This is a genomic window from Extibacter muris, assembly GCF_004345005.1.
GTDB classification, from domain to species: Bacteria; Bacillota; Clostridia; order Lachnospirales; family Lachnospiraceae; genus Extibacter; species Extibacter muris.
Genome location: NZ_SMMX01000011.1, coordinates 45,539 through 65,451, shown reverse-complemented (window position 1 = coordinate 65,451; position 19,913 = coordinate 45,539). Strand labels below are relative to the sequence as shown.

Here is a 19,913-nt window from a genome sequence, read left to right as displayed (position 1 = left end):
GGTATGAATTATGTATAGCCATGAAAGGAAAGCCAAAATCATCGATCTGCTGAAGTCACAGTCTTCTGTAAGCGTCAATATACTGGCCGATATGCTTCGCACATCCAAGGAGACGATACGGAGAGACCTGAAAGAGCTGGAAAGCGAAGGCCTGTTGACGAGAACCCACGGCGGAGCTATAACGAACGGCAATTCCCGTTCCGTCGGAGCGTCTGCCAAGTACGGCGACACTATACTCAACAACGAGTATCCTTTTGCGCTCCGGCATGTGAGGAATATACCGGAAAAGAAAAAGATAGCGCAGAAAGCAGCCGGATTTATCGAGAACCGGGATACCATTTTCATCGATAACAGTTCGACCACGCTATTTCTCCTGGACTATATTCCAAGAGAAGTACACCTGACTATCATCACAAACTCCATAAAGGTACTGCTGGAGGCGGCCAAGCTCGAGAATCCCAACCTGTCGCTCATTTCGCTGGCGGGCTTCTATAACTGTAATAATTATTCGGTATACGGGACGAGGACGATCAAAAGTGCGGAGGACTTTTTCCCGAACAAGTCCTTTATCTCCTGTACCGGCGTTACGCTTGAGAACCGGCTTACCGATATCAGCCTCAACGAGGTCGATACGAAGAAAGCGCTCATGTCGAAATCAAAAGAGACATATCTGCTGGCAGACCACACGAAATTCGAGATCAACGGGCCTTTCTATCTGTCAGATTTTGATGCGATCGATTATATCGTGACAGACAAATATGACTATACGCCGCAGACCGGCAGCAACATACGTACGATTACTTCCAAAAATAATATTAAGATTATTACAAGCTAGAGGGAGGAGGGTCCACATTGAACATACTGGCTTTTGACCTGGGCGCAAGCGGAGGCAAGCTCTTCCTTGCAGACGTGGGTAACGGCAAAGCTTCTATACAGAATATCCACAGGTTCGACAATGTATCATACCAGATCAACGGCAGCCTGTACTGGGATATCATCAACATCTACAAAGAGATGAACATCGGAATCAAAAAAGCGATAGAACTGACGGACGACCATATCGATTCTTTTGCCATCGACTCCTTTTCCAATGATTTTGCATTTATCGATGAAAAAGGAACGCTGCTCACTCCGGTGCGCTGTTACAGGGACAAGCGTACCGAACGCCACGCCGCGAAGATATACGGACGGCTTTCCAAAAAACAGCTTTACAACCTGAGCGGCAACCAGAACGCGCTCTTCAACACTTACATGCAGCTCGCCGCCATGTGCGAGGACGGCCACAGATACATATTGGAGAACGCGCACAAGCTGCTCTTTATCCCTGACCTGCTCATCAATTTCCTGACCGGAAAGACGATATCCGAATACACGCTGTCTTCCGTCAGCCAGATGTATGATTTCAAGAAGGATGACTGGTGCCAGGAGATTCTGGACAGCTATTCCATACCCCGCAGCCTGTTCGGCACTTTGACTAAGCCGGGCACCCTGCTCGGACACACGCAGGAAAGCTACAACAAATATATGGAGACGAAAGGCTTTCCCGTGTCTGTCGTATGCGAGCATGATACGGCTTCCGCATATCTCTCTTCTCCGGTCACATCAGACTGTGCCCTCATGAGCTGCGGCACATGGGCGCTCATAGGCACGGAACTGGACTCCTGCGTCATCACCGAGGAAGGCTACCGGGCGAACCTTGCCAACGAGGGCGGATTCAAAGGCCACCACCGCCTGCTCCGCAATGTGATGAGTTCCTGGTTCATCCAGGAGACGAAGCGCTATTATAAAGAGCACGGCCAGGACTATAGCTTTGAAGAATTGGGCCGGCTTGCCGAAGCCGCCAAACCGTTCGGCTTCCTTTTCGACCCGGATGAGAGCCTGTTCTATGAGCCCGGCAATATGCCCGTTAAAATACAGCAGTACTGTATGGACCACTATGGAGCACGGCCTGAATCCACGGGCGAAATTATCCGCTGCATATATGAAAGCCTTGCGATGAAGTTCCGATGGACCATCGAGCAGCTGGAGCACATCTCCCAAAAGCCGCTTCCTGTCATCAACATGATGGGCGGAGGAGCCAAAGCATCCATGCTCTGCCAGTTTACAGCCAATGCGGCGGGCCGCAAGGTTATCGCAGGGCCGGACGAGGCAACTGCCATCGGCAACATCACAGTACAGCTCATCGCTACAGGCGCGGCCGCTACGCTCAATGAGGCAAAAGATATCATGAGGCCGTCTTATCAGACGAAAGAATATACCCCTCAGAACTCGGAGGAGTGGAATATGCATTATGAGGCATTTCTGAAACTGTCGAACGATTCAGAACCGGCGTCGCTGTGAGACGCCAGGGAGGAGCAAAGATGAAACATATATTAGAATCACCAATCATAACCGATATCTGTGATATGACGGCTAACATGTACCGTCTCGGATGGGACGAGAGAAACGGCGGAAATATAAGCTGGCTGCTGGATGAACTGGAGCTGGCAGATTATCTCGACCTTTCCAAGACCATCCGCAATATCCCGATAGATTTTGATGCCGCAGAGCTTGCCGGACGCCTGTTTCTCGTGACAGGGACCGGCAAGTATTTCAAGAACGTAACCAAAGACCCGGAAGGGAATCTTGGAATCGTACGTGTGGCGTCAAATGGCAGAGAACTGGAGCTGCTCTGGGGCTTTGAGGGCAATACGTTACCGACAAGCGAATTCCCTACCCATCTCATGAACCATATGGCAAGGCTGAAAGCAGACCCTGAGCATAAGGTCGTCATGCACTGCCATCCGGCAAATACGATTGCCATGACCTTTGTACATTCCATCGATGACCGGGACTTCACCTGCACGCTCTGGCAGATGATTACAGAATGTATCGTCGTATTTCCGGACGGCATCGGCGTCGTACCATGGATGGTATCAGGAACGAACGACATCGGGGCGGCCACTGCCGAAAAGATCAGGGACTGCCGTCTCGTCGTATGGGCGCACCATGGCATCTTCGGCACAGGCAGAACACTGGATGAAGCGTTCGGCCTCATAGAAACCGTGGAGAAGGCTGCAGAAATCTATATGAAGATTGCCCATCTAGAACGCAAGAACGAGATACCAAAAGACCAGCTCAAAGCCCTCGCCGATACTTTCCACGCAGTACCGAGGGAAGGCTGGCTTGACTAGAACCTAAAAGGAGGACCCTATCATGTATTTACAAGATATATTTGGATTAGACGGCAAAGTAGCCATCGTGACCGGAGGCGGACGCGGCATCGGACAAGTCATTGCCTGTGGCCTTGCCAAAGCAGGAGCGGAAGTTGTAATCATCTCCCGGTCCGGAGCCGAAGAGACGGTGGATATGATAATGAAAGACGGCGGAAACGCTTACGAGCTCAGAGCCGATGTCACAGACGAACCACAGGTGGAGCAGGCGCTTGGCTCCATACTGGAACGTTCCGGCACCATCGATATCCTTTTCAACAACGCGGGCATCTGCATGCATCAGTCAACCATGGATGCAACCGTAGAGGAATTCCGACAGGTCGTAGACACGAACCTGACCGGTGAATTTATCATGGCGCGCGCCGTGGGACGAATTATGATTGAACGAGGCATAAAGGGCAGCATCATCAACATGGCTTCTATGTCGGGGACTATCGTCAACATACCACAGTGGCAGTGTTCCTACAATGCTTCAAAGGCAGGGGTTATCCACCTGACCAAGTCACTGGCTGTAGAATGGGCACAATATGGCATCCGGGTCAATTCGCTGAGCCCGGGCTACATCGCCACACCGATGTCTGTCGACCTGTCGCCGCAGGAACTGATAGACGCATGGATCCCGCTCATGCCGCTCGGCCGGATGGGAAAGCCAGAAGAGCTGATACCGCCGGTGCTTTACCTTGCGTCGGACGCCTCAGGCTACACGACAGGAAGCGATCTCATCGTAGACGGAGCCTACTCCTGCCAGTAAATGGGGGTTTAGTGAAACAGACCGCGGACAGGGAGCCGGGTGGCATCTGCTCCGATGCGTCCGAGGCTTCGACTAGTCCACGGCCTCCTAACTTTGCGGCAGAGTCGCTGATAGCAGCTCCTCTCCCACAAACCAAGGATTCCGGGACGGATTCTCCGCCTCTTCCGCTTACACCTGCGCATCTCCCACCCGGCTCCCCGCCCGCTATCTACTTCACTAACAAGGGCGAGGACGGCTGTGTGGCGTTACTGGCCAACATAAAGCTGCTGGCTGCGTAAGCTGGCTGATAAAAAATAGCGAGGTGTGCACGCCGTTGCTGCAAGAAGAGCCGGAACCAGGCAGGGGATGTCATCTCATAAACATCTCCGTACCTGATTCCGGCTCTTCTTCATGACGATTACCTTTAACTAAGGTTATCACCCTGCTTAGCCCCTTATCACTATGCTGACATAGCCAAAGCCCTGCCATCAGCCGGCAGTATCACACAGCCGCCCCCGCCCGTGCCAGTAAAGTAGATAGCCGCTCTATCTGCTCTAGGGTACAGCCGCACGCGCCGAGGGGATTGGGCCTTTTGGCGTACTGTCCGTGGAAATCGCTTCCGCCGGTTTCAAGCAGCCGGTACTTCCCCGCCATCTCCCTGAGCCGCACTCTGGCTGCAGCGGAATTTCTCGGATGCCATACTTCTACCCCTTGTATGAGACCTCTGCGGGCAAAATCTTCTGCCAGATCAAATGAATCGAACTGTTCCGGATGTGCAATCACCGCGATACCGCCCACATCTTTGATGATTTCCGCCACCTTATCCACAGACGGATAGCTGCCTCGCACGTAGCAGCTGCCGCGGGAAGAGATAAGTTCCTCCATCAGCGGCCCGATAGCCGTGTTTGTATAGCCGAGGTTGCAAAGCACCTGCATGAGATGGCATTCATAGACTGCCCCGCTCTCACCAGACAGATCCTCCACGGCTTCCACCGTAAATCCGGGATACAGCCTGCTGATTTTTAAAGCCATTTCAAGCTTCTGCTGCCGCCGTCTTGCAAGCGTCTCATCCAGAAAGCTCTGCAGGCCGGCTTCATCTTTCGGATAATAGCAAAGCATGTGGACATTCCGGCCGGTTCTTTCGTCCCGCGCGGATATCTCCGCCCCAGGTATGACCTTGACGCCTCCCGGCCTGGCCAGCTTAAGCGCCCTGCCTGAACCTGCAAGCGTATCGTGGTCAGTAACCGAAATGTACGCAAGCCCAATCCGCTCTGCATAATCCAGCACATATTCCACAGATGCGGAGCTGTCGGAGCATACCGTATGCACATGCAGGTCGCCGGCAATCCTTCCCATCCTGTTATTCATTTTCAATTGCCATTATCATATCGATACGGTCCTGGTGCCTGCCTCCCATAAATTCCGCGTCCAGCCATTCTTCTATGATCATCTTCGCAAGCTCGATCCCGATAACACGAGCCCCGAATGCAAGTACATTCGTATTGTTATGCTGTCTGGACAGCTTCGCTGAATATGGTTCCGAGCATACGACCGCCCGTATCCCTTTTACCTTGTTGGCTGCCAGGGAGATCCCTACGCCTGTCCCACAGATAAGGATTCCAAGGTCCACTTCCTTGGCGGCGACGGCCTCGGCAACCTTACGTCCATACTCCGGATAGTGGCAGCTCTCTTTCGTATCTGTTCCAAAATTAACTACCTCATACCCCTTCTCTTCCAGAAACTCTACAACTTCTTGCTTCATATCAACCGCTGCATGGTCATTACCAATTCCAATTTTCATTCTTGTCCACTTGCTCCTCTCTTCCATTCATTTTCTTTTTATATTATAATGGGTAGGAATTTAATTAGCAATACCCAGAAAAGGAGACAGACTATGATACAATTGATTGCCAGTGACCTCGACGGAACGATCCTGCAGAATGACGCACAGGCTGTAAGCCCGAGAATGATAGAGCTTATCATGGAATTAAAGCAGAAAGGGATCCGTTTCGTGGCGGCCAGCGGCAGGCAGTACAGCAATCTGCGCCGCCTTTTTGAACCAATTAAAGATGAGATATCCTATATCGCCGAAAACGGTTCTTTATGCATACACAAAGGCCAGGTTCTCTCACGTGGAATCATCGAGAGGGAACTCGGCCTTGAAATACTCGATTCCGTAAAGGAATATGGTAAATGTGACTGCTTCCTGTCCTGTGAATCCGGCGGTTATATGGATTCCGGCAATCCGGAGTTTATCCGGCACATGACAGAAGTTGTAAAATTTGATATCCGTCAGGTAGATAGCCTGAAAGATATCCATGAACCGTTTCTGAAGATAGCAGCGTGCAGCTTTTCCGGAACACGGGATATGGCCCCCTTTTTCAAAGAGCGTTTCCGTGGCAGAATCAATGTAGTGACTTCAGGCAATCTCTGGGTCGACTTTATCGCCCCGGGCGCCAACAAAGGAACTGCCTTGTCCAATCTGCTGGCACATCTGGATATACAGGCAAAAGACTGTATCGCGTTCGGGGACCAGTATAACGATGTTGAAATGCTGCAGCTTGCAGGAGCAAGCTACGCCATGTCGAACGCCGCTCCCGGCATCGCCTATTACTCTACCTATGTCACGGATTCCGTGGAAGAGGTGCTGGAAGACCTGGCAGCGTCTGTCGGCAAGTAGATACGCGGTTAAGCGCTGCCTGTTATTCTTCTGCCGCATCACGGTGAACCGCATACCGGCCTTTGCCTTCCGCCTTGGCCTGATAGCGCGCTTCATCGGCCCGTTTTATGACCGCGTCATAGTATTTCTCTCCCGGCTCTACCATTGCTATGCCAATGCTCAGGCCCGTTCCAGCCTCATCATAAGATGTTTTCAGAATCCGCTTGGCTGTATCTTCGGCTGCTTTAATGCTGTCTACCTTATACATCCATATGACGAATTCATCTCCGCCGAACCGGATGACGATATCCCGGTCGCGCGTATTCTGCATGAATATTCGCCCTACATTGATGAGTATGCGGTCTCCTTCATCATGTCCGTATGTATTGTTGACCCCTTTGAAATTATCCACATCTATAAAGAGGCAGGCACCGAACGACTTGTTATGTTCCATGTGCATCCCTCTCTCGACTGGTCCAGTCATTGTACTCTGACGCCTGATAGTAGAACAGCCGTACCTTGTCGTTATTGTAATATGTCAGATAGCCGGATTTGCCCGCCTCCGCGTCCTCCTTATGCTTTCCGACCTCGTTTCCGTCCTTGTACTGCATCGTCTCCAGCATATCATATATCGTCGAAAAGTTTTCCATCCCTTTGTAGGATGCAACTATTTTTCCGTCTTGTCGAACACAAGCGTTGCTCCTGCTTTTTCCGTAATCGATGTATTCAGGGTCTGTCCGAGATTCAAGGCCGTATATTCCGCACAGACTGCTCCGCTCACTTTCCCGTCCGTCCAGATAGGCACGGCCATGACGACCGTCTCTTGTCCGTCCCAGCTTCCGGCCAGCACATCGGAGATGACTTCCTTCCCCTGTATCACTTTATTGTAATAGCTCCGGCCGCTGATGTCCGCCGTCTCGTTATCTCCGAAATATATCGTCCCATGCGTATCCGCGATACCAAAGCGCATATCATCGGAACTGTACTCCTTAAGAATCATATGCCAGTTCTCATCACCGGACCCGACGGGCCCGTCGCAGAACGCGGCCACTGTCCTGTACCAGTTCAGCCTGCTGTTTATGAACTGCCAGAAATATTGTTCCTTATACTCGTTCTCTGCCTTCAAGTTCCTGCGCGCTTCTGCCAGAAGCTTCTCATTCATATCCATATAGCAGCAGACGACCGCCGCAATCAATGCCGCCAGTAATACAACGATAGCCACTACATATTTAAGATAAGGCATACTTCCCTCTTTCTCTCTGCCAGACCTTCTCATCGTACGTACCCAGCCTTTTTATTCGTTGTCTCTATTGTACTATGAACAGGAAGAATATGATACTACGTTTTCCTCTACTTACCGCCGGCGCCCTAAAGGAGCTCCTTTATGCCGTCGGCCATAGCGCACAGGATAATGCAGCAGGATACTGCTCCCGCGTCCAGTACGCCTCTGGAACGCTCCCCAAGCCTGCTGGAACGGCCATGCTTTGCAGCCATATCTCTTGTGGAATCCTGTCCTGCCTTTGCCGCGGCTTTCATCCTGTCCAGAGCCTGTGCAAAGCATCCTCCCGTACCGGCTTCTGCTTTCAGCGTATACACGGCCGGAGACAGGGTGTCTATGAGGGTCTTGTCTCCTACTTTCGCCTCCACGATATCTTCCAGTTCCCTAAGCCCTGCTTCCATCATATGGCTCAGCTCGTTCAATCCGATTATATCAAAGCCTGCGCCTGTGCGTGCCATTTCTGTAAAGATGGTGCCGTATATAGGGCCCATGGATCCTCCGATCTCACCTAAGAGGACCATCCCCAGCAATTCCAGCCCGTCTGTAAAGCTGATGTCCTTGCTGCCGTATCTGGCTGCGAAGAGCGTAACCCCCTTGTTCATGTTCATTCCGTGGTCTCCGTCACCGATCAACCCATCTATCTCGCCGAGATAAGCCTTATTATCCTGCACCGCCTTGACAATGGCAAGCAGCACGGACTTCCCCCGCGCATTACTGAATCCCTCCATCCTACTGCCTCCTATAACTGTGTCATACCCACGCACTGTGCCGGAAAGTCGAGCAGTTCTTTCAGCTCGTCATCAAGCTTCATGACAGTCAACGTAACACCCATCATGTCAAGCGATGTAAAGTAATCTCCCACATATGCCTTGTATATATGGATCCCTTTCTTCCGGAACAGCTGTTCGATCTCATTGTAAAGCACGTATAGTTCCATCATCGGCGTGGCGCCCAGACCGGATATGAGTACCGCGGCCTCCTCTTTCTTCCCGAACGGATTGTCTCCAAGCACGATGTCGGCCATACGCTTTGCCATACCGGCGGCACTCTCAAGCCCACATACTTCTATTCCCGGCTCGCCATGATGGCCGATTCCCACTTCCATCGTCCCTTCCTTGATCTCAAAGTTAGGATGTCCGACCGCGGGCAGCGTACACGGTGTCAGCCCGATGCCCACGCTGCGCGTATTGTCTATGGCTTTCCTGGCAGCGGCGATTACTTCGTCAAGCTCCGCACCCTGGGCTGCTTTTGCTCCCCCGGCTTTCCACATGAACACCTCGCCGGCCACGCCCCGGCGCTTTTCCCTCTTTTCCTTCGGAGCTGAGGCCACATCATCATTGGCCGCCACCGTTTCTACATGGATCCCTTCCTTCTCCGCCATCTTTACGGCCATGCGGACATTCATATTGTCACCGGAATAATTGCCATACAGGCAGGCCACGCCTCTGCCCTGGTCAGCTGCCCGGAATGCATCCAGGAAGGCCGCAGCCGTCGGGGAGGAACATATCTCGCCAACTGCAGCAGCGTCACACATGTTCTTCCCTACATATCCGACAAAAGCCGGTTTGTGCCCGGAACCACCTCCGGTAACGACACCTGTCTTTCCCGGGGGGATGTCCTTAGCCCGCACAACCCGGGGATTTCCGGTCCTTTCAACGAGATTCCCATAAACGTTCAAAAAACCGGCCAGCATCTCGTCCACGATATCATCTGGATTATTCAATATTCTCTGCATGTCGCAACGCCTCCTGTCTCATATAGTCGATTGGATCCCCAATCCCTCTTATTCATTCTCCGAGAACCTCTACCTCTATGTCCAGCATCCTGCAGACCATCTTGAGGTCCTCCGTCTTATCTCCATATACGGCATGGCAGTGGTTGGCATCAAACTCATCCAGAAATATCTGATGGTCGAAGGGCAGCCGGGCGTATACATGAGACCATTCTTCCGTCGTCTCCTTCATCTTCTCAACCGGGAGCGTGACAAATTCAGCCGGTATGACAGTGAGCCGATACTTCCCTTCCTTACGGTTGAGCCGGGCAATGGTTGCCCGGCCGGGTGCAGTCATCAGATTCACGTGGCATCCTCCGCCTGCATAGATATCGAGTGCCGGATACAGCTTCGTCCTGCGAAGGTTCTCTTTGTAATCGTCGCGTCCCGTCGCATAATAGGTAGACTGGGAACCACAGTTGCAGAACACCATCACGCCGTGCTCATCGTCATAGTGCCTCACATCCATAAAAATGACCGGCTCATCCGTGAGCAGCTTCAGGATCTGCATGGTAAGCGCGGCATCGGAATCCGCTTCACAGGCGCAGACCACCGGCTCCTTTGCACCGTCCCAGTCATAAGGGTCATTGCAGAAGGCCGCACTGATACACTCGGTGCAATGGTGGCGGCTCATCTCATAATGGCACTTGATACCTACAAAATCATATGCATTATCTTTGATTATTTTTTTCAACGCCTCATAATGCCGTATCTGAGTTCTTAACCTATCTCTTGTAAAACTGCTGCCATTGTACCGTATCTCTCCTACATATTCTTCCAGCCAGGATAGCGCCTTCTCTACTTTTTCTTCCGGTACTACCCCCGCAAGCCTTACAAGCTCGCTCTGATCCATATGATCCACATCTACGCCGAACTTCTTCTGCCAGTCCTGCATGCTCACTGTGGCACTGTACATTCCCAGGCTGCGGCCGCCTATGAGGCCATACTTCTGGCCGTTCAGACGGGTGACGGCCCGGGCGCATCTGGCAAACCGCATATACCTCTCAAAGACTTCCGGCTGCGTGATATCCCCGCTCGCCCTGAAATGCCGGATCCCAAGGTGGTTCAGCGCTCCTCCCGCGGCAAGCATCGCAACCATGCCCGGCCAGTCCGGATTCAGGTTTGCAGCCAGCAGGAACGGCCCCTTGCCATTACGTGCAACGATTGCGGAAAAGTTCGGGAACGCAAATACGCCATAAGCCAATACCGTACCGTCCACATCCATCTTTCTCAAGTATTCGGCCTGTTCTCTTGCGGTCCTGACGCTGCACACAAGCTCTTCTGCTTCTATGACTTCTATCTCGCCGGATTCTCGAAGCGCTCTGGCAATGGCATCAACCTGTTCCTGCACGATGCCCTTGAGCTGTGCGTGTACTTCAGGTTCACCGTCCGACAGGCCTACGATTCCTATCACCGGTCTCTTTTTCATCTTTCTGCCTCCTGTCTAATCATTGAATTTTACATAGCCCGGATGTCTTGCGCCGGGATTGTCCTTCTGAAACGCAGCGAGAAGCTTGTCAATCTCTTCCCGCGAAAGCTCCTTTGACCTGCCGAGAAGCCTTGCCATATATGTTATCTTCGCGTTGTATTCCAGCGTCTCCGTCTTGTACCAGGCCCGGATCAGATCTGCCCCCACCGTGACCGTCCCATGGTTCTCCAGCAGGAATGCGTCATAATCCTGAAGGTACGGAACGAGCCCGTCCGCCAGCTCCTGCGTAGATGGCTGTGCATATGGTATGACTGGCACGGCGCCAAGCGCATACACCGCTTCTGGCAGGAGGTAGGAATCAAGGGGAATATGCGCGACTGCAAAAGTGGTGGCATAAGGGGGGTGTGCGTGCACGACAGCTCCGACGTCCTCTCTCTGTTCATATATCTTCAGATGCACTTTCACTTCCGAAGAAGGTCTATATTCTCCTTCCAGCGTCTCCCCTCTCCTGTCTACCTTGACAATCATCTCCGGCCGCAGATAACCCTTGCTGATGCCGGTAGGGGTAGCCAGATACTCCTTTTCATTCAGCTTCACGGTGATATTGCCGTCGTTGGCAGCCACGAAGCCGTTCGTGTAGATCCGTTTTCCGATATCACATATAAGTTCTTTCAGTTCTCTTTCTTTCATCCGTACGCCTCCGCTTAGTTTGCCAGGTCCAGAATTACCTTGACCGCCTCTTTTTCCGCCACAAGCCTCACGGCCTCCTGGATATCCTCCACGCTCATTACATGGCTGTAGAAATCTTTCGGATGGATGACGCCTTTTTCTATCAGCCTGATATTTTCTGCCGTTATGTCATACTGCCCATATGGAAAGTTCAGCATCTGCAGGCGCGTGTTATTCTTAAGCTTTGTCACATCCACCATCGCGTCCGTATTCCGAAGCACGCCCATGGCACCGATGATGCCATATGGTTTCAGCAGTTGGGAACCTTCCAGCAGAATCGAGGTCTGGCCGACGATATCAATGACACGGTCAAAGATTCTTCCCTTCAGCACCTCTTTCTTGTCCACTTCCGTATAATTGATCGTCTCATCTGCACCGGACAGAGACCTGGCCAGGGCAAGCCTTTCCTCTACCCCGTCTATGGCCACGATCGTCCTGGCTCCGAGATGCCTCATATATTTCATCGTGGCAAGTCCCATGGGGCCTGCCCCGTACACAAGGACGTCCTTGTCCTCCACATCAAAGTTCCTGGCGGCGCTGAAACATTCATTCAGCGTGATGAGGCACCCGCCGTCGATGACATCGAAGTCTGACGGAATCTGCACGCATTCCAGCTGCCTTGGGTTCAGCAGCGACAGATCTTCGCCGTCATCAACCATGGCCTTCTGATCCTGGACGATGCCATAGTCGCACATGGCGCCCCATGTACAGCCGTACCGTGTACCCGGCATCAACTTAATCATCGGATTCATAAAACGGTCTCCGATCTTATAGTTTCTCACCTTGCTGCCAAGCTCTACGATATCCCCGATGCCTTCATGTCCAAGCAGCGTGGGAAAGGTGTCGACCTCCACAGACATCTCCCCCCGTATGATGTGGAAGTCGGTCCCGTTGCAGAACCCGCATGATTTCATTCTTACGAGAGCTTCGTACGGCCCTATCTCCGGAACCGGAACATCACGCACCAGTTCTACGCCTCCGCCGCCGACAGCCGCCACCCCTCGCATATATTTTTCTGTCATAGCTCTATTCTCCTTTCTCCGCCTCTCTTACACCGTTCTCTTCTCCCGCCGGACAACACACGGGTGCCTGCCTCTGCTTTAAACGTCTCATATGCTTCGCGGCGTTTCTTCCACCGGCCGGTATCCCGGGGCTGATACTCCTCAATCCGGCATATTCCCGCAGCCACAGACCGCATTTCCTCCAGAGAGCCGACCATCCCTGCCCCATATGCCTGGAGCAGCGCGTTTCCCACGGCTGATGCTTCTGTGGGCCCGGTCTTTACCGTAAGTCCCGTGGCATCTGCCAGAAGCTGGTTCAGCAGTTCAATCCGGTTGGCACCTCCAAGGACATACAGCACTTCCGTCTCCCTGCCCGACGCATCCTCCAGCATATGCAATGCCTCCGCCGACTGGAGGGCGATACTTTCGTATATGATTCTCACAATCTGCCCTGCATCATCTTCACCGGGCGGTTCCTGCCCCGTGTCTTTGAGGTACGAGCAGATCTCCCGTACCATATCCTCCGGGTGGCGGAACCCTTCATGTTCCGTATCAAGCATTCCCCGGAACGGTTCTGCTCTGCACGCCATCTCCTTCAGCTCCCCGTATTCATAATCGAGGCCCCTCTCTTTCCACCGCTTTCTGCACTCCTGCACGAGCCACATGGCAGTGATATTCTTCTTCAGCAGTACCTTCCCGAACCCCATGCCAGTATTTGAAAGCTGATATCTATAAGACTTCTCTGCGTCCGCCGGCGCATCCAGTTCCATGCTCATGAGGAACCACGAGCCGGTAGCAAGGAAAGCCCATGCCTTCCCCGCCTCCGCGGGAACCGCTGCCCCTGCGGAGGCAGTGTCATGTACTGCGGGCATGACTGCCGATACCCTGCCTATGCCGAGATAACGGGCCAGGTCTTCTCTTATGGCGCCCACCCTTGTCCCGGGCTGCACGACAGGCGGCATAATCTCTTCCGGTATGCCAAACCGCGCCAGCATATGGCGGTCCCATCCCCCGCTCTGCATGTCGTACAGCTGCGAGTACGAAGCCACGGACAGCTCGGAACAGGCCACGCCGGTGAACAGGTACATGAGCATATCTCCCAGAAAGAGCAGCTTTTTGCTGCCCCAGAGGCCTTGCGGGTACTCTTCCATATAGGCCAGAAGCTGGCACAGCGTGGAATCCTTAAGCTTCCTCTGTCCGGTTCGCCGGTATATCTCCTCATAATCCATTACGGCCTCCACTTTCTCCAACGCCCCATCCGTCCGGCCGTCCCGGTAAAAGACCGGCATCGATATGGAACCGCTGTCCAGGTCCAGGATTCCAAAGTCTGAGCACCACGAATCTATCCCGATAGACTCAATAGAAATACCCTGTTTTGCAAGCGACATGACCACCCGGCATATCCTGTCATAGATAGGGAATATGTCTGTGGACAGATGTCCGAGGAAAAAAGAGCGGTCCGTCGCAAAGCGGTCTGCCTCTTTCATCTCCAGCGCTTTATCCGCATGCAGTTCTGCCAGATATACCTTCACATTACTGGAACCAATGTCCACAACAAGACTACGCATACGCTTTTCCTCTCTATGGACGGTAATGGCCTGCCATATCCGTGCAGCCGAGCAGGTCCATCTTCTGCCCCATTATCTTCTTCATCACTGCCATGGCATCCTTATATATCTCATTCGGCTCCCTGAGCGTCTCATCCTGAAGCGTCTTTCTGACCTGCCGGTAGAATGGGTCTTTGATGTCCGAAGAGATATTGACCTTATTGATACCGAGCTTTACTGCCGCTGCCACCTCTTCATCCGGATTGCCGGAACCTCCGTGAAGGACAAGCGGAATATGCACCGCGGCCTTAATCTCTTCCAATATATCCAGCCGGAGCTTTGGCATATACCCTTTCGGATACAGTCCGTGGGCAGTACCGATACCGACTGCCAGTGCGTCCACCCCTGTAAGTCTTACGAACTTTTCCGCCTCGGCGGGAACCGTATATGTAATCTCCTTCGTCCCTTCCTCCGCACTGTTTCCCATGATTCCGATCGTACCAAGCTCCGCCTCGACGGACACGCCGAGCGGATGCGCGAACTCAACGACACGTCCCGTTATCAATACATTCTCCTCAAAGGACCTGCGGGAGACATCTATCATGACAGATGTGTAGCCGTCACGAACTGCCCGTTCAATCTGGCTGTACATGGAACCGTGGTCCAGATGAATGACCACGGGCATCCTCGTATCATTGGCGGCCTTGACACAGTATGTGATAAAGGCATCGCCCAGAAACTCAAGCTCATCCGGATGTACTTCGATGATTACCGGAGCATGCTTCTCTTCCGCCGTCTCGATTGCCGCTTTTACTATCTGGCCGCAGCCCGCATTGAAGGCCGGTACTGCAAAGTGGTGCCGGTCTGCCACCTCCAAAAGCTCTTTCATATTCATCAGCATCTCTTTTTCCTCCTGTCTTTCTTTTATCTGGCTAAGTCGAGATATCTTCCATATCTCTCTTCCCATATTTCCTTCTGGCCCGGTATGTATGTCACTTCCGGCACATCCTTCGCCGCTATGCGGGGGAATTCGTCCATAGACGGGACCGCTCCCAACGCATGCAGCTGGATAAGTATATTTCCGGCGGCCGCTGCCTCCGGGTGCCCGCAGATTACCGGACACTGCGTGGCATCTGCGGCACATTGGTTCAGCAGCCGGTTATGTCTTCCCCCGCCCACGATATATATACCGGTTACCGGACATCCTGTCACGCCTTCCAGCTGTTCATTGTGCCGCCTGTACTCCAACGCGAGCCCGTTGATTACGGTACGCATGACCGCCTCCGGCGTTCCCGGCACTTTCTGCCGTGTCCTGGCGCAGTACGTCCTGATCTTCTCCGGCATGTTGCCGGGCTTTTTAAAGTCCGGGGCATCGGTGTATATCATAGATGGAAAGTCTTCCCCTTCTTCCGCCCTCTTAGCGAGTTCAGGTATGTGGAGATCCATACCTTCTGCTCTCCAGGCCCTCGCGCACTCTTCCAGAATCCACAGCCCCGTTATGTTGCGGATGAGCCGGTACTTTCCTCCAGGCTGCCCCTCATTGCTCATCTTGCACGCGCAGGCTGCATCTGACGTATAGGGGCTGCCGCACACGATTCCTTTTACAGACCACGAGCCGCTGCTGATGAACGAACGGCCCCGGGCGTACGGGACGACAGATACCGCCGAAGCCGTGTCATGGCAGACGGATGCAGTCACCACCGTACCCTGCAGATTGGGGATCCCCTCTGAGATTTCCTTTCTGAGCGGTCCCACGGCAGTACCGGAAGCAGACAATGGATGGAATATCTGTGCCGGCAGTCCGAGGCGTTCAATCAGTCCCATATCCCACTCCCTACGCTTAACATCCAGCAGCAGGGATGTAGTGGCTATCGTATACTCATTTACCATGGCCCCGGTAAAGAGATAGGCAAGCAGATCCGGCAGGAAGAGAAGGCGCGCGGCATGCTTAAGGGCCGGAAACTTCTGCTCTGCCATTCCCTTCAGTATATGGGCCGTGCCTGTAGTGGCATAGGTTACGCCGGTTCTTGCATAGATCGCTCTGTCCTCTTTAAAGTACGCTTCGTATATGCCGTCACTGACTTTATCCCGGTAGGCTAGCGGCCTGTCAAGAAGCACGCCGTCCCTGTCCAGCAGACCGAAGTCTGAACCAAACGTATCAAAACCGATGGAGCGGATCCTCTCGCCCTGCTTTGCCGCGGCTCTCACCACCTGGATCAGATTGTCCCTCATCTCCTCAATATCCCAGTAATAATGTCCGCCCCTCTGGACAGGCGCATGCCTGAACCGGGCCAGCTCTTTCATATCGAGGCCCCGGTCCGTATATGTACCTTCCATCACCCTGTAGCTGCCTGCGCCTATGTCCGCCGCCAATACCCTGCACATCGCCTTACCTCCTGTCACCGTGTTATCTTTCTCTGCCCGGTCTTGTCCATAAATCTCTCTATCTGCGGGCTGCTTCTGACCGCCATGTGTGCTCCTATGTCCAGTGAATTGACCGCACCCGCGGCACAGGCAAATCTTGCACACTCGTACAGGCTCCTTCCTCCAAGTACAGAATGGATGAAGCCTGCCGTAAAGTTATCGCCGCAGCCTGTCGTATCCTTTGCCGCCACTTCAAACGGGTCTACATAGAATTCTTCCTCACGGCTCCTTACGTAACATCCTTTATCACCGAGCTTGATGACAGCCGTGTCCGTCCCTCTTGACAGCAGCTCTGCGGCCGCATCTCTTTCGTTATCCTTCCCGGTTATATATCTGGCCTCCTCTATGCTGGGCAGGAGATAATCCACGTAGGGATACACGCTGTCCATAGCGCGGGGACCGAGCTGTTCCACGTCATGATCCATATCTGCAAATGTCAGCACACCTGCTTTCCTGGCCTCCCGCATCAGCACCGCAGCACCACCCCGGTCGAGCCTGTAAGAAGTATAGAGGCTGCCGATACAGACCGCCCTCGTCTTCTGCAGCATATCCATGTCTATCTCCTTCAGGGATATGCCTTCCTCATATCCTTTGTGCAGGAAGAACTTGTGTCCGCCGTCTTCCTCCAGAATGACAAAGGCTGTCGTGGAGCGGCTTGCCTCATCCCTGCACAAATATGATAAATCTATCTTTTCCTCCGTAAGATTCCTGTATAGTGCTTCTCCTACCGGGCCATCGTCAATCCTCGCCACAAGCCCCGCCCTGTCTCCAAGCCTTCCGAGCACTATCGCTTCATTCGCCGCATCTCCTCCTGTCGTGAACAGGACGCTTCCCAGCACCGTGACCGGTTCCGCGAAAGAATCCGGCCCCATCCCTTCTATCAGGATATCCTGCACACAGGAGCCTACGCAGAGAATGTCATATTCCTTATATCCTACCGTACTCATCTGATGTCACCTGCTTTACATTCTTATCATACCCTTCACCACATCCTGCGCGTCCCGCACCACCGTCTCAAACGCCCTGCCTGCTTCCTCCAGTTCAAACTCATGCGTTACGATCTGCCTGACATTGATGCTGCCGCTTGCAATAGCCGCAATGGCTTTGGGATACAGGTTGCGGTATCTGAATACGCATTTAACGACTGCTTCCTTCTCCATAAGCTGAAAAAAGTTGTAGTTCACTTCACTCTGGGATGCCATTCCGACGAGAACCACCGTTCCGCCGCGCTTTGCGATATACGCGGTCTGTGCTATCGTCACCGGTGACCCGGCTGTCTCAAACACGACGTCCGGCCCTCCGCCTAAGATTTCTTCTACCCTTGCCGCCACATCTGTACCGTCTGCCCGGATCGTGTGCGATGCCCCCATCTTCCGTGCATATTCGAGCCGCTTTTCATGCAGGTCGACGACGACGATATCGGCCGCTCCCCGGGCTCTTGCGGCAAGCATCGTCACGAGCCCGATGCATCCCGCACCAAGTATGGCCACGGACTGGCCTAGCGTAACCTCTCCCAGTGAAGCGGCGTGAAGCCCGACCGCAAGCGGCTCTACGAGGGCTCCCTCCATCGTGGATACGTGGTCCGGAAGCCGGAAGCACATATCTGCCGGATGCACGACGTATTCCTGCAGCGCGCCTCTTACAGGCGGTGCCGCAAAGAACTTGACGTCCGGACAGAGATTATAACGTCCTGTCTTGCAATACTCACATCTCCCGCACCCGTATCCCGGTTCCAGCGCCACCCGGTCTCCAGGCTTCAATCCGTTTACATCATCCGCAGCTTCCGTCACCGTTCCCGCCACTTCATGTCCCAGCACAAAAGGTTCCCGCAATACACAGTCTCCCACTCTTCCATCCTTATAAAAGTGTACGTCTGAACCACAGATCCCGTTATATTCAATCTTAACAAGCACACATCCCTTTCTAAGCTCCGGGATATCCTCCTCTTCTATCGCCATGTTCCCCGGTTCTGTCAAATATACTACTTTCATCCTTCCGTTTCCTTTCCTTCTGTCACAGGATAGATTGTCCTGTTTCCTTGTCGAACAGGTACGATTTCTCCATATCGAACGCCAGCCGGACCATGTCGCCTTCCCGCACCTTTGTCCTTGCATGTACGCTGGCGGTCACTTTATGCCCCGCATATTCAAAATACAGCAGCGCCTCCGCCCCAAGCAGCTCATACACTTGTATCTTCGCCGTGATACATGAGTTCTCCAGCATGTTGACGATGATTTCCGAATCTCTGATATCTTCCGGACGTATGCCGAGCGTTATCTCCCTGCCTGCATATCCTTTTTCCTCCAATGGCCGCTGCCTCGACTCCGGCAGCTTTAGAAGGCTGCTTCCGACCTTGAGGGCGAGCCTCCCGTTCTCTTCCACTACCCCGGCATTCAGAAAGTTCATCTGCGGCGTGCCTATGAATCCGCCCACGAACTGGTTCGCAGGCCGGCTGTACAGATTCTGCGGCGTATCCACCTGCTGGATTACACCATCCTTCATGACGACGATTCTCGTCCCGAGCGTCATCGCCTCCGTCTGGTCATGGGTCACATATATCATCGTTGCCTGTAGCCGTTCATACAGCTGTGCGATCTCCAGGCGCATCTGCACTCTGAGCTTTGCATCCAGATTGGACAGTGGCTCGTCCATAAGAAATACCTTCGGGTTCCGGACGATTGCCGCTCCCATGGCAACCCTCTGCTTCTGTCCCCCGGAGAGCTCCCTCGGCTTTTTCTTCAGCTGGCTTTCCAGATCCAGGATTCTTGCCGCTTCCCGCACTTTCTGGTCCGTCTCCTCCCTGCTCAGCTTCCTTCTTCTGAGGCCAAAGGCGATGTTATCATAGACGCTCATATGCGGATACAGCGCATAGCTCTGGAACACCATCGCTATGTCCCTGTTTTTTGCGGGTACCTCATTGACTGTCTCTCCGTCTATCTTCAGCGTCCCGGAAGTGATATCCTCAAGACCTGCAATCATTCTGAGCGTCGTCGATTTCCCGCAGCCGGAAGGGCCGACAAAGATGATAAATTCTCTGTCCTGGACCTCCAGGTTGAAATCTTCCACTGCACCCACCCCATTTGGATACGTCTTGCAGATATGCTCCATGCTGATATTTGCCATTCCGATATC

General features: G+C 53.2%; 22 protein-coding genes. 6 read left to right on the top strand and 16 right to left on the bottom strand.

The window, feature by feature from the left end; translation table 11 throughout:
- Window positions 1-10 precede the first annotated feature (10 nt).
- The 5 genes from E1963_RS13325 to E1963_RS19455 are packed head-to-tail and all read left to right on the top strand — an operon-like array spanning window position 11 to window position 4,241.
- Window positions 11-835, top strand: coding sequence for a DeoR/GlpR family DNA-binding transcription regulator (locus E1963_RS13325; RefSeq protein ID WP_132278764.1), 825 nt, complete (start codon window positions 11-13; stop codon window positions 833-835).
- Window positions 836-852: 17 nt separating this feature from the next.
- A complete protein-coding gene (locus E1963_RS13320; protein ID WP_132278761.1) occupies window positions 853-2,340 on the top strand; it encodes a rhamnulokinase in 1,488 nt (495 codons plus the stop codon).
- Window positions 2,341-2,360: 20 nt separating this feature from the next.
- On the top strand, window positions 2,361-3,173 hold the full coding sequence (rhaD, locus tag E1963_RS13315; RefSeq protein WP_132278758.1) for a rhamnulose-1-phosphate aldolase: 813 nt from the start codon (window positions 2,361-2,363) through the stop codon (window positions 3,171-3,173).
- A gap of 22 nt (window positions 3,174-3,195) precedes the next feature.
- Window positions 3,196-3,963, top strand: a complete 768-nt coding sequence (locus tag E1963_RS13310; RefSeq protein ID WP_201272042.1) for an SDR family oxidoreductase — start codon at window positions 3,196-3,198, stop codon at window positions 3,961-3,963.
- An 11-nt stretch (window positions 3,964-3,974) separates the two neighbouring features.
- Window positions 3,975-4,241: a hypothetical protein gene (locus E1963_RS19455; protein WP_145964190.1), complete on the top strand. Its 267-nt coding sequence runs from the start codon at window positions 3,975-3,977 to the stop codon at window positions 4,239-4,241.
- 202 nt (window positions 4,242-4,443) lie between these two features.
- Here E1963_RS19455 and E1963_RS13305 read toward each other — a convergent pair whose 3' ends face one another.
- Both E1963_RS13305 and rpiB read right to left on the bottom strand, forming a co-directional pair.
- Window positions 4,444-5,310 (bottom strand): PHP domain-containing protein, encoded by an 867-nt coding sequence (locus E1963_RS13305; protein WP_132278752.1) that lies wholly within the window; start codon window positions 5,308-5,310, stop codon window positions 4,444-4,446.
- Window positions 5,303-5,743, bottom strand: coding sequence for a ribose 5-phosphate isomerase B (rpiB, locus tag E1963_RS13300; RefSeq protein ID WP_132278749.1), 441 nt, complete (start codon window positions 5,741-5,743; stop codon window positions 5,303-5,305). The genes E1963_RS13305 and rpiB overlap by 8 nt, the downstream gene beginning before the upstream one ends.
- A gap of 93 nt (window positions 5,744-5,836) precedes the next feature.
- On the opposite strand from rpiB, the gene E1963_RS13295 reads away from it, so the two are divergent.
- Window positions 5,837-6,622: an HAD family hydrolase gene (locus E1963_RS13295; RefSeq protein WP_132278746.1), complete on the top strand. Its 786-nt coding sequence runs from the start codon at window positions 5,837-5,839 to the stop codon at window positions 6,620-6,622.
- Between the two features lie 22 nt (window positions 6,623-6,644).
- On the opposite strand, the gene E1963_RS13290 is transcribed toward E1963_RS13295, so the two are convergent.
- The 14 genes from E1963_RS13290 to E1963_RS13225 all read right to left on the bottom strand — a co-directional run bounded on the left by E1963_RS13290 (window position 6,645) and on the right by E1963_RS13225 (window position 19,904).
- Entirely contained in the window at window positions 6,645-7,055 is a 411-nt protein-coding gene (locus E1963_RS13290) for a GGDEF domain-containing protein (protein WP_167482199.1), read from the bottom strand.
- A complete protein-coding gene (locus tag E1963_RS13285; protein WP_132278740.1) occupies window positions 7,045-7,251 on the bottom strand; it encodes a PDC sensor domain-containing protein in 207 nt (68 codons plus the stop codon). The genes E1963_RS13290 and E1963_RS13285 overlap by 11 nt, the downstream gene beginning before the upstream one ends.
- Window positions 7,252-7,268: 17 nt before the next feature.
- Window positions 7,269-7,844 (bottom strand): PDC sensor domain-containing protein, encoded by a 576-nt coding sequence (locus E1963_RS13280; protein WP_132278737.1) that lies wholly within the window; start codon window positions 7,842-7,844, stop codon window positions 7,269-7,271.
- 125 nt (window positions 7,845-7,969) lie between these two features.
- Window positions 7,970-8,608 carry a dihydroxyacetone kinase subunit DhaL gene (gene dhaL, locus E1963_RS13275; protein WP_132278734.1) on the bottom strand — a complete coding sequence of 213 codons (639 nt, stop codon included), beginning with the start codon at window positions 8,606-8,608 and terminating at the stop codon, window positions 7,970-7,972.
- Window positions 8,609-8,619: 11 nt separating this feature from the next.
- Entirely contained in the window at window positions 8,620-9,615 is a 996-nt protein-coding gene (locus E1963_RS13270; RefSeq protein WP_132278731.1) for a dihydroxyacetone kinase subunit DhaK, read from the bottom strand.
- A gap of 52 nt (window positions 9,616-9,667) precedes the next feature.
- On the bottom strand, window positions 9,668-11,080 hold the full coding sequence (locus E1963_RS13265) for an L-fucose/L-arabinose isomerase family protein (protein WP_132278728.1): 1,413 nt from the start codon (window positions 11,078-11,080) through the stop codon (window positions 9,668-9,670).
- A 15-nt stretch (window positions 11,081-11,095) separates the two neighbouring features.
- Window positions 11,096-11,770: a class II aldolase/adducin family protein gene (locus E1963_RS13260; RefSeq protein ID WP_132278725.1), complete on the bottom strand. Its 675-nt coding sequence runs from the start codon at window positions 11,768-11,770 to the stop codon at window positions 11,096-11,098.
- 14 nt (window positions 11,771-11,784) lie between these two features.
- Window positions 11,785-12,831, bottom strand: coding sequence for a zinc-dependent alcohol dehydrogenase (locus tag E1963_RS13255; RefSeq protein WP_132278722.1), 1,047 nt, complete (start codon window positions 12,829-12,831; stop codon window positions 11,785-11,787).
- The gene (locus E1963_RS13250) at window positions 12,828-14,378 is read right to left on the bottom strand and encodes a rhamnulokinase (RefSeq protein WP_132278719.1); all 1,551 of its coding nucleotides are present in this window, start codon (window positions 14,376-14,378) and stop codon (window positions 12,828-12,830) included. Before E1963_RS13250 ends, E1963_RS13255 begins: the two co-directional genes overlap by 4 nt.
- Before the next feature lie 13 nt (window positions 14,379-14,391).
- On the bottom strand, window positions 14,392-15,324 hold the full coding sequence (locus E1963_RS13245; RefSeq protein ID WP_330570827.1) for a ketose-bisphosphate aldolase: 933 nt from the start codon (window positions 15,322-15,324) through the stop codon (window positions 14,392-14,394).
- Window positions 15,282-16,742, bottom strand: coding sequence for a rhamnulokinase (locus tag E1963_RS13240; protein ID WP_132278716.1), 1,461 nt, complete (start codon window positions 16,740-16,742; stop codon window positions 15,282-15,284). The genes E1963_RS13245 and E1963_RS13240 overlap by 43 nt, the downstream gene beginning before the upstream one ends.
- A gap of 14 nt (window positions 16,743-16,756) precedes the next feature.
- On the bottom strand, window positions 16,757-17,728 hold the full coding sequence (locus E1963_RS13235; protein ID WP_132278713.1) for a carbohydrate kinase family protein: 972 nt from the start codon (window positions 17,726-17,728) through the stop codon (window positions 16,757-16,759).
- A 15-nt stretch (window positions 17,729-17,743) separates the two neighbouring features.
- Complete coding sequence (locus E1963_RS13230; RefSeq protein WP_132278710.1) at window positions 17,744-18,772, bottom strand: NAD(P)-dependent alcohol dehydrogenase; 1,029 nt, start codon at window positions 18,770-18,772, stop codon at window positions 17,744-17,746.
- 22 nt (window positions 18,773-18,794) lie between these two features.
- Window positions 18,795-19,904, bottom strand: a complete 1,110-nt coding sequence (locus E1963_RS13225; RefSeq protein ID WP_132278707.1) for an ABC transporter ATP-binding protein — start codon at window positions 19,902-19,904, stop codon at window positions 18,795-18,797.
- Window positions 19,905-19,913 lie beyond the last annotated feature (9 nt).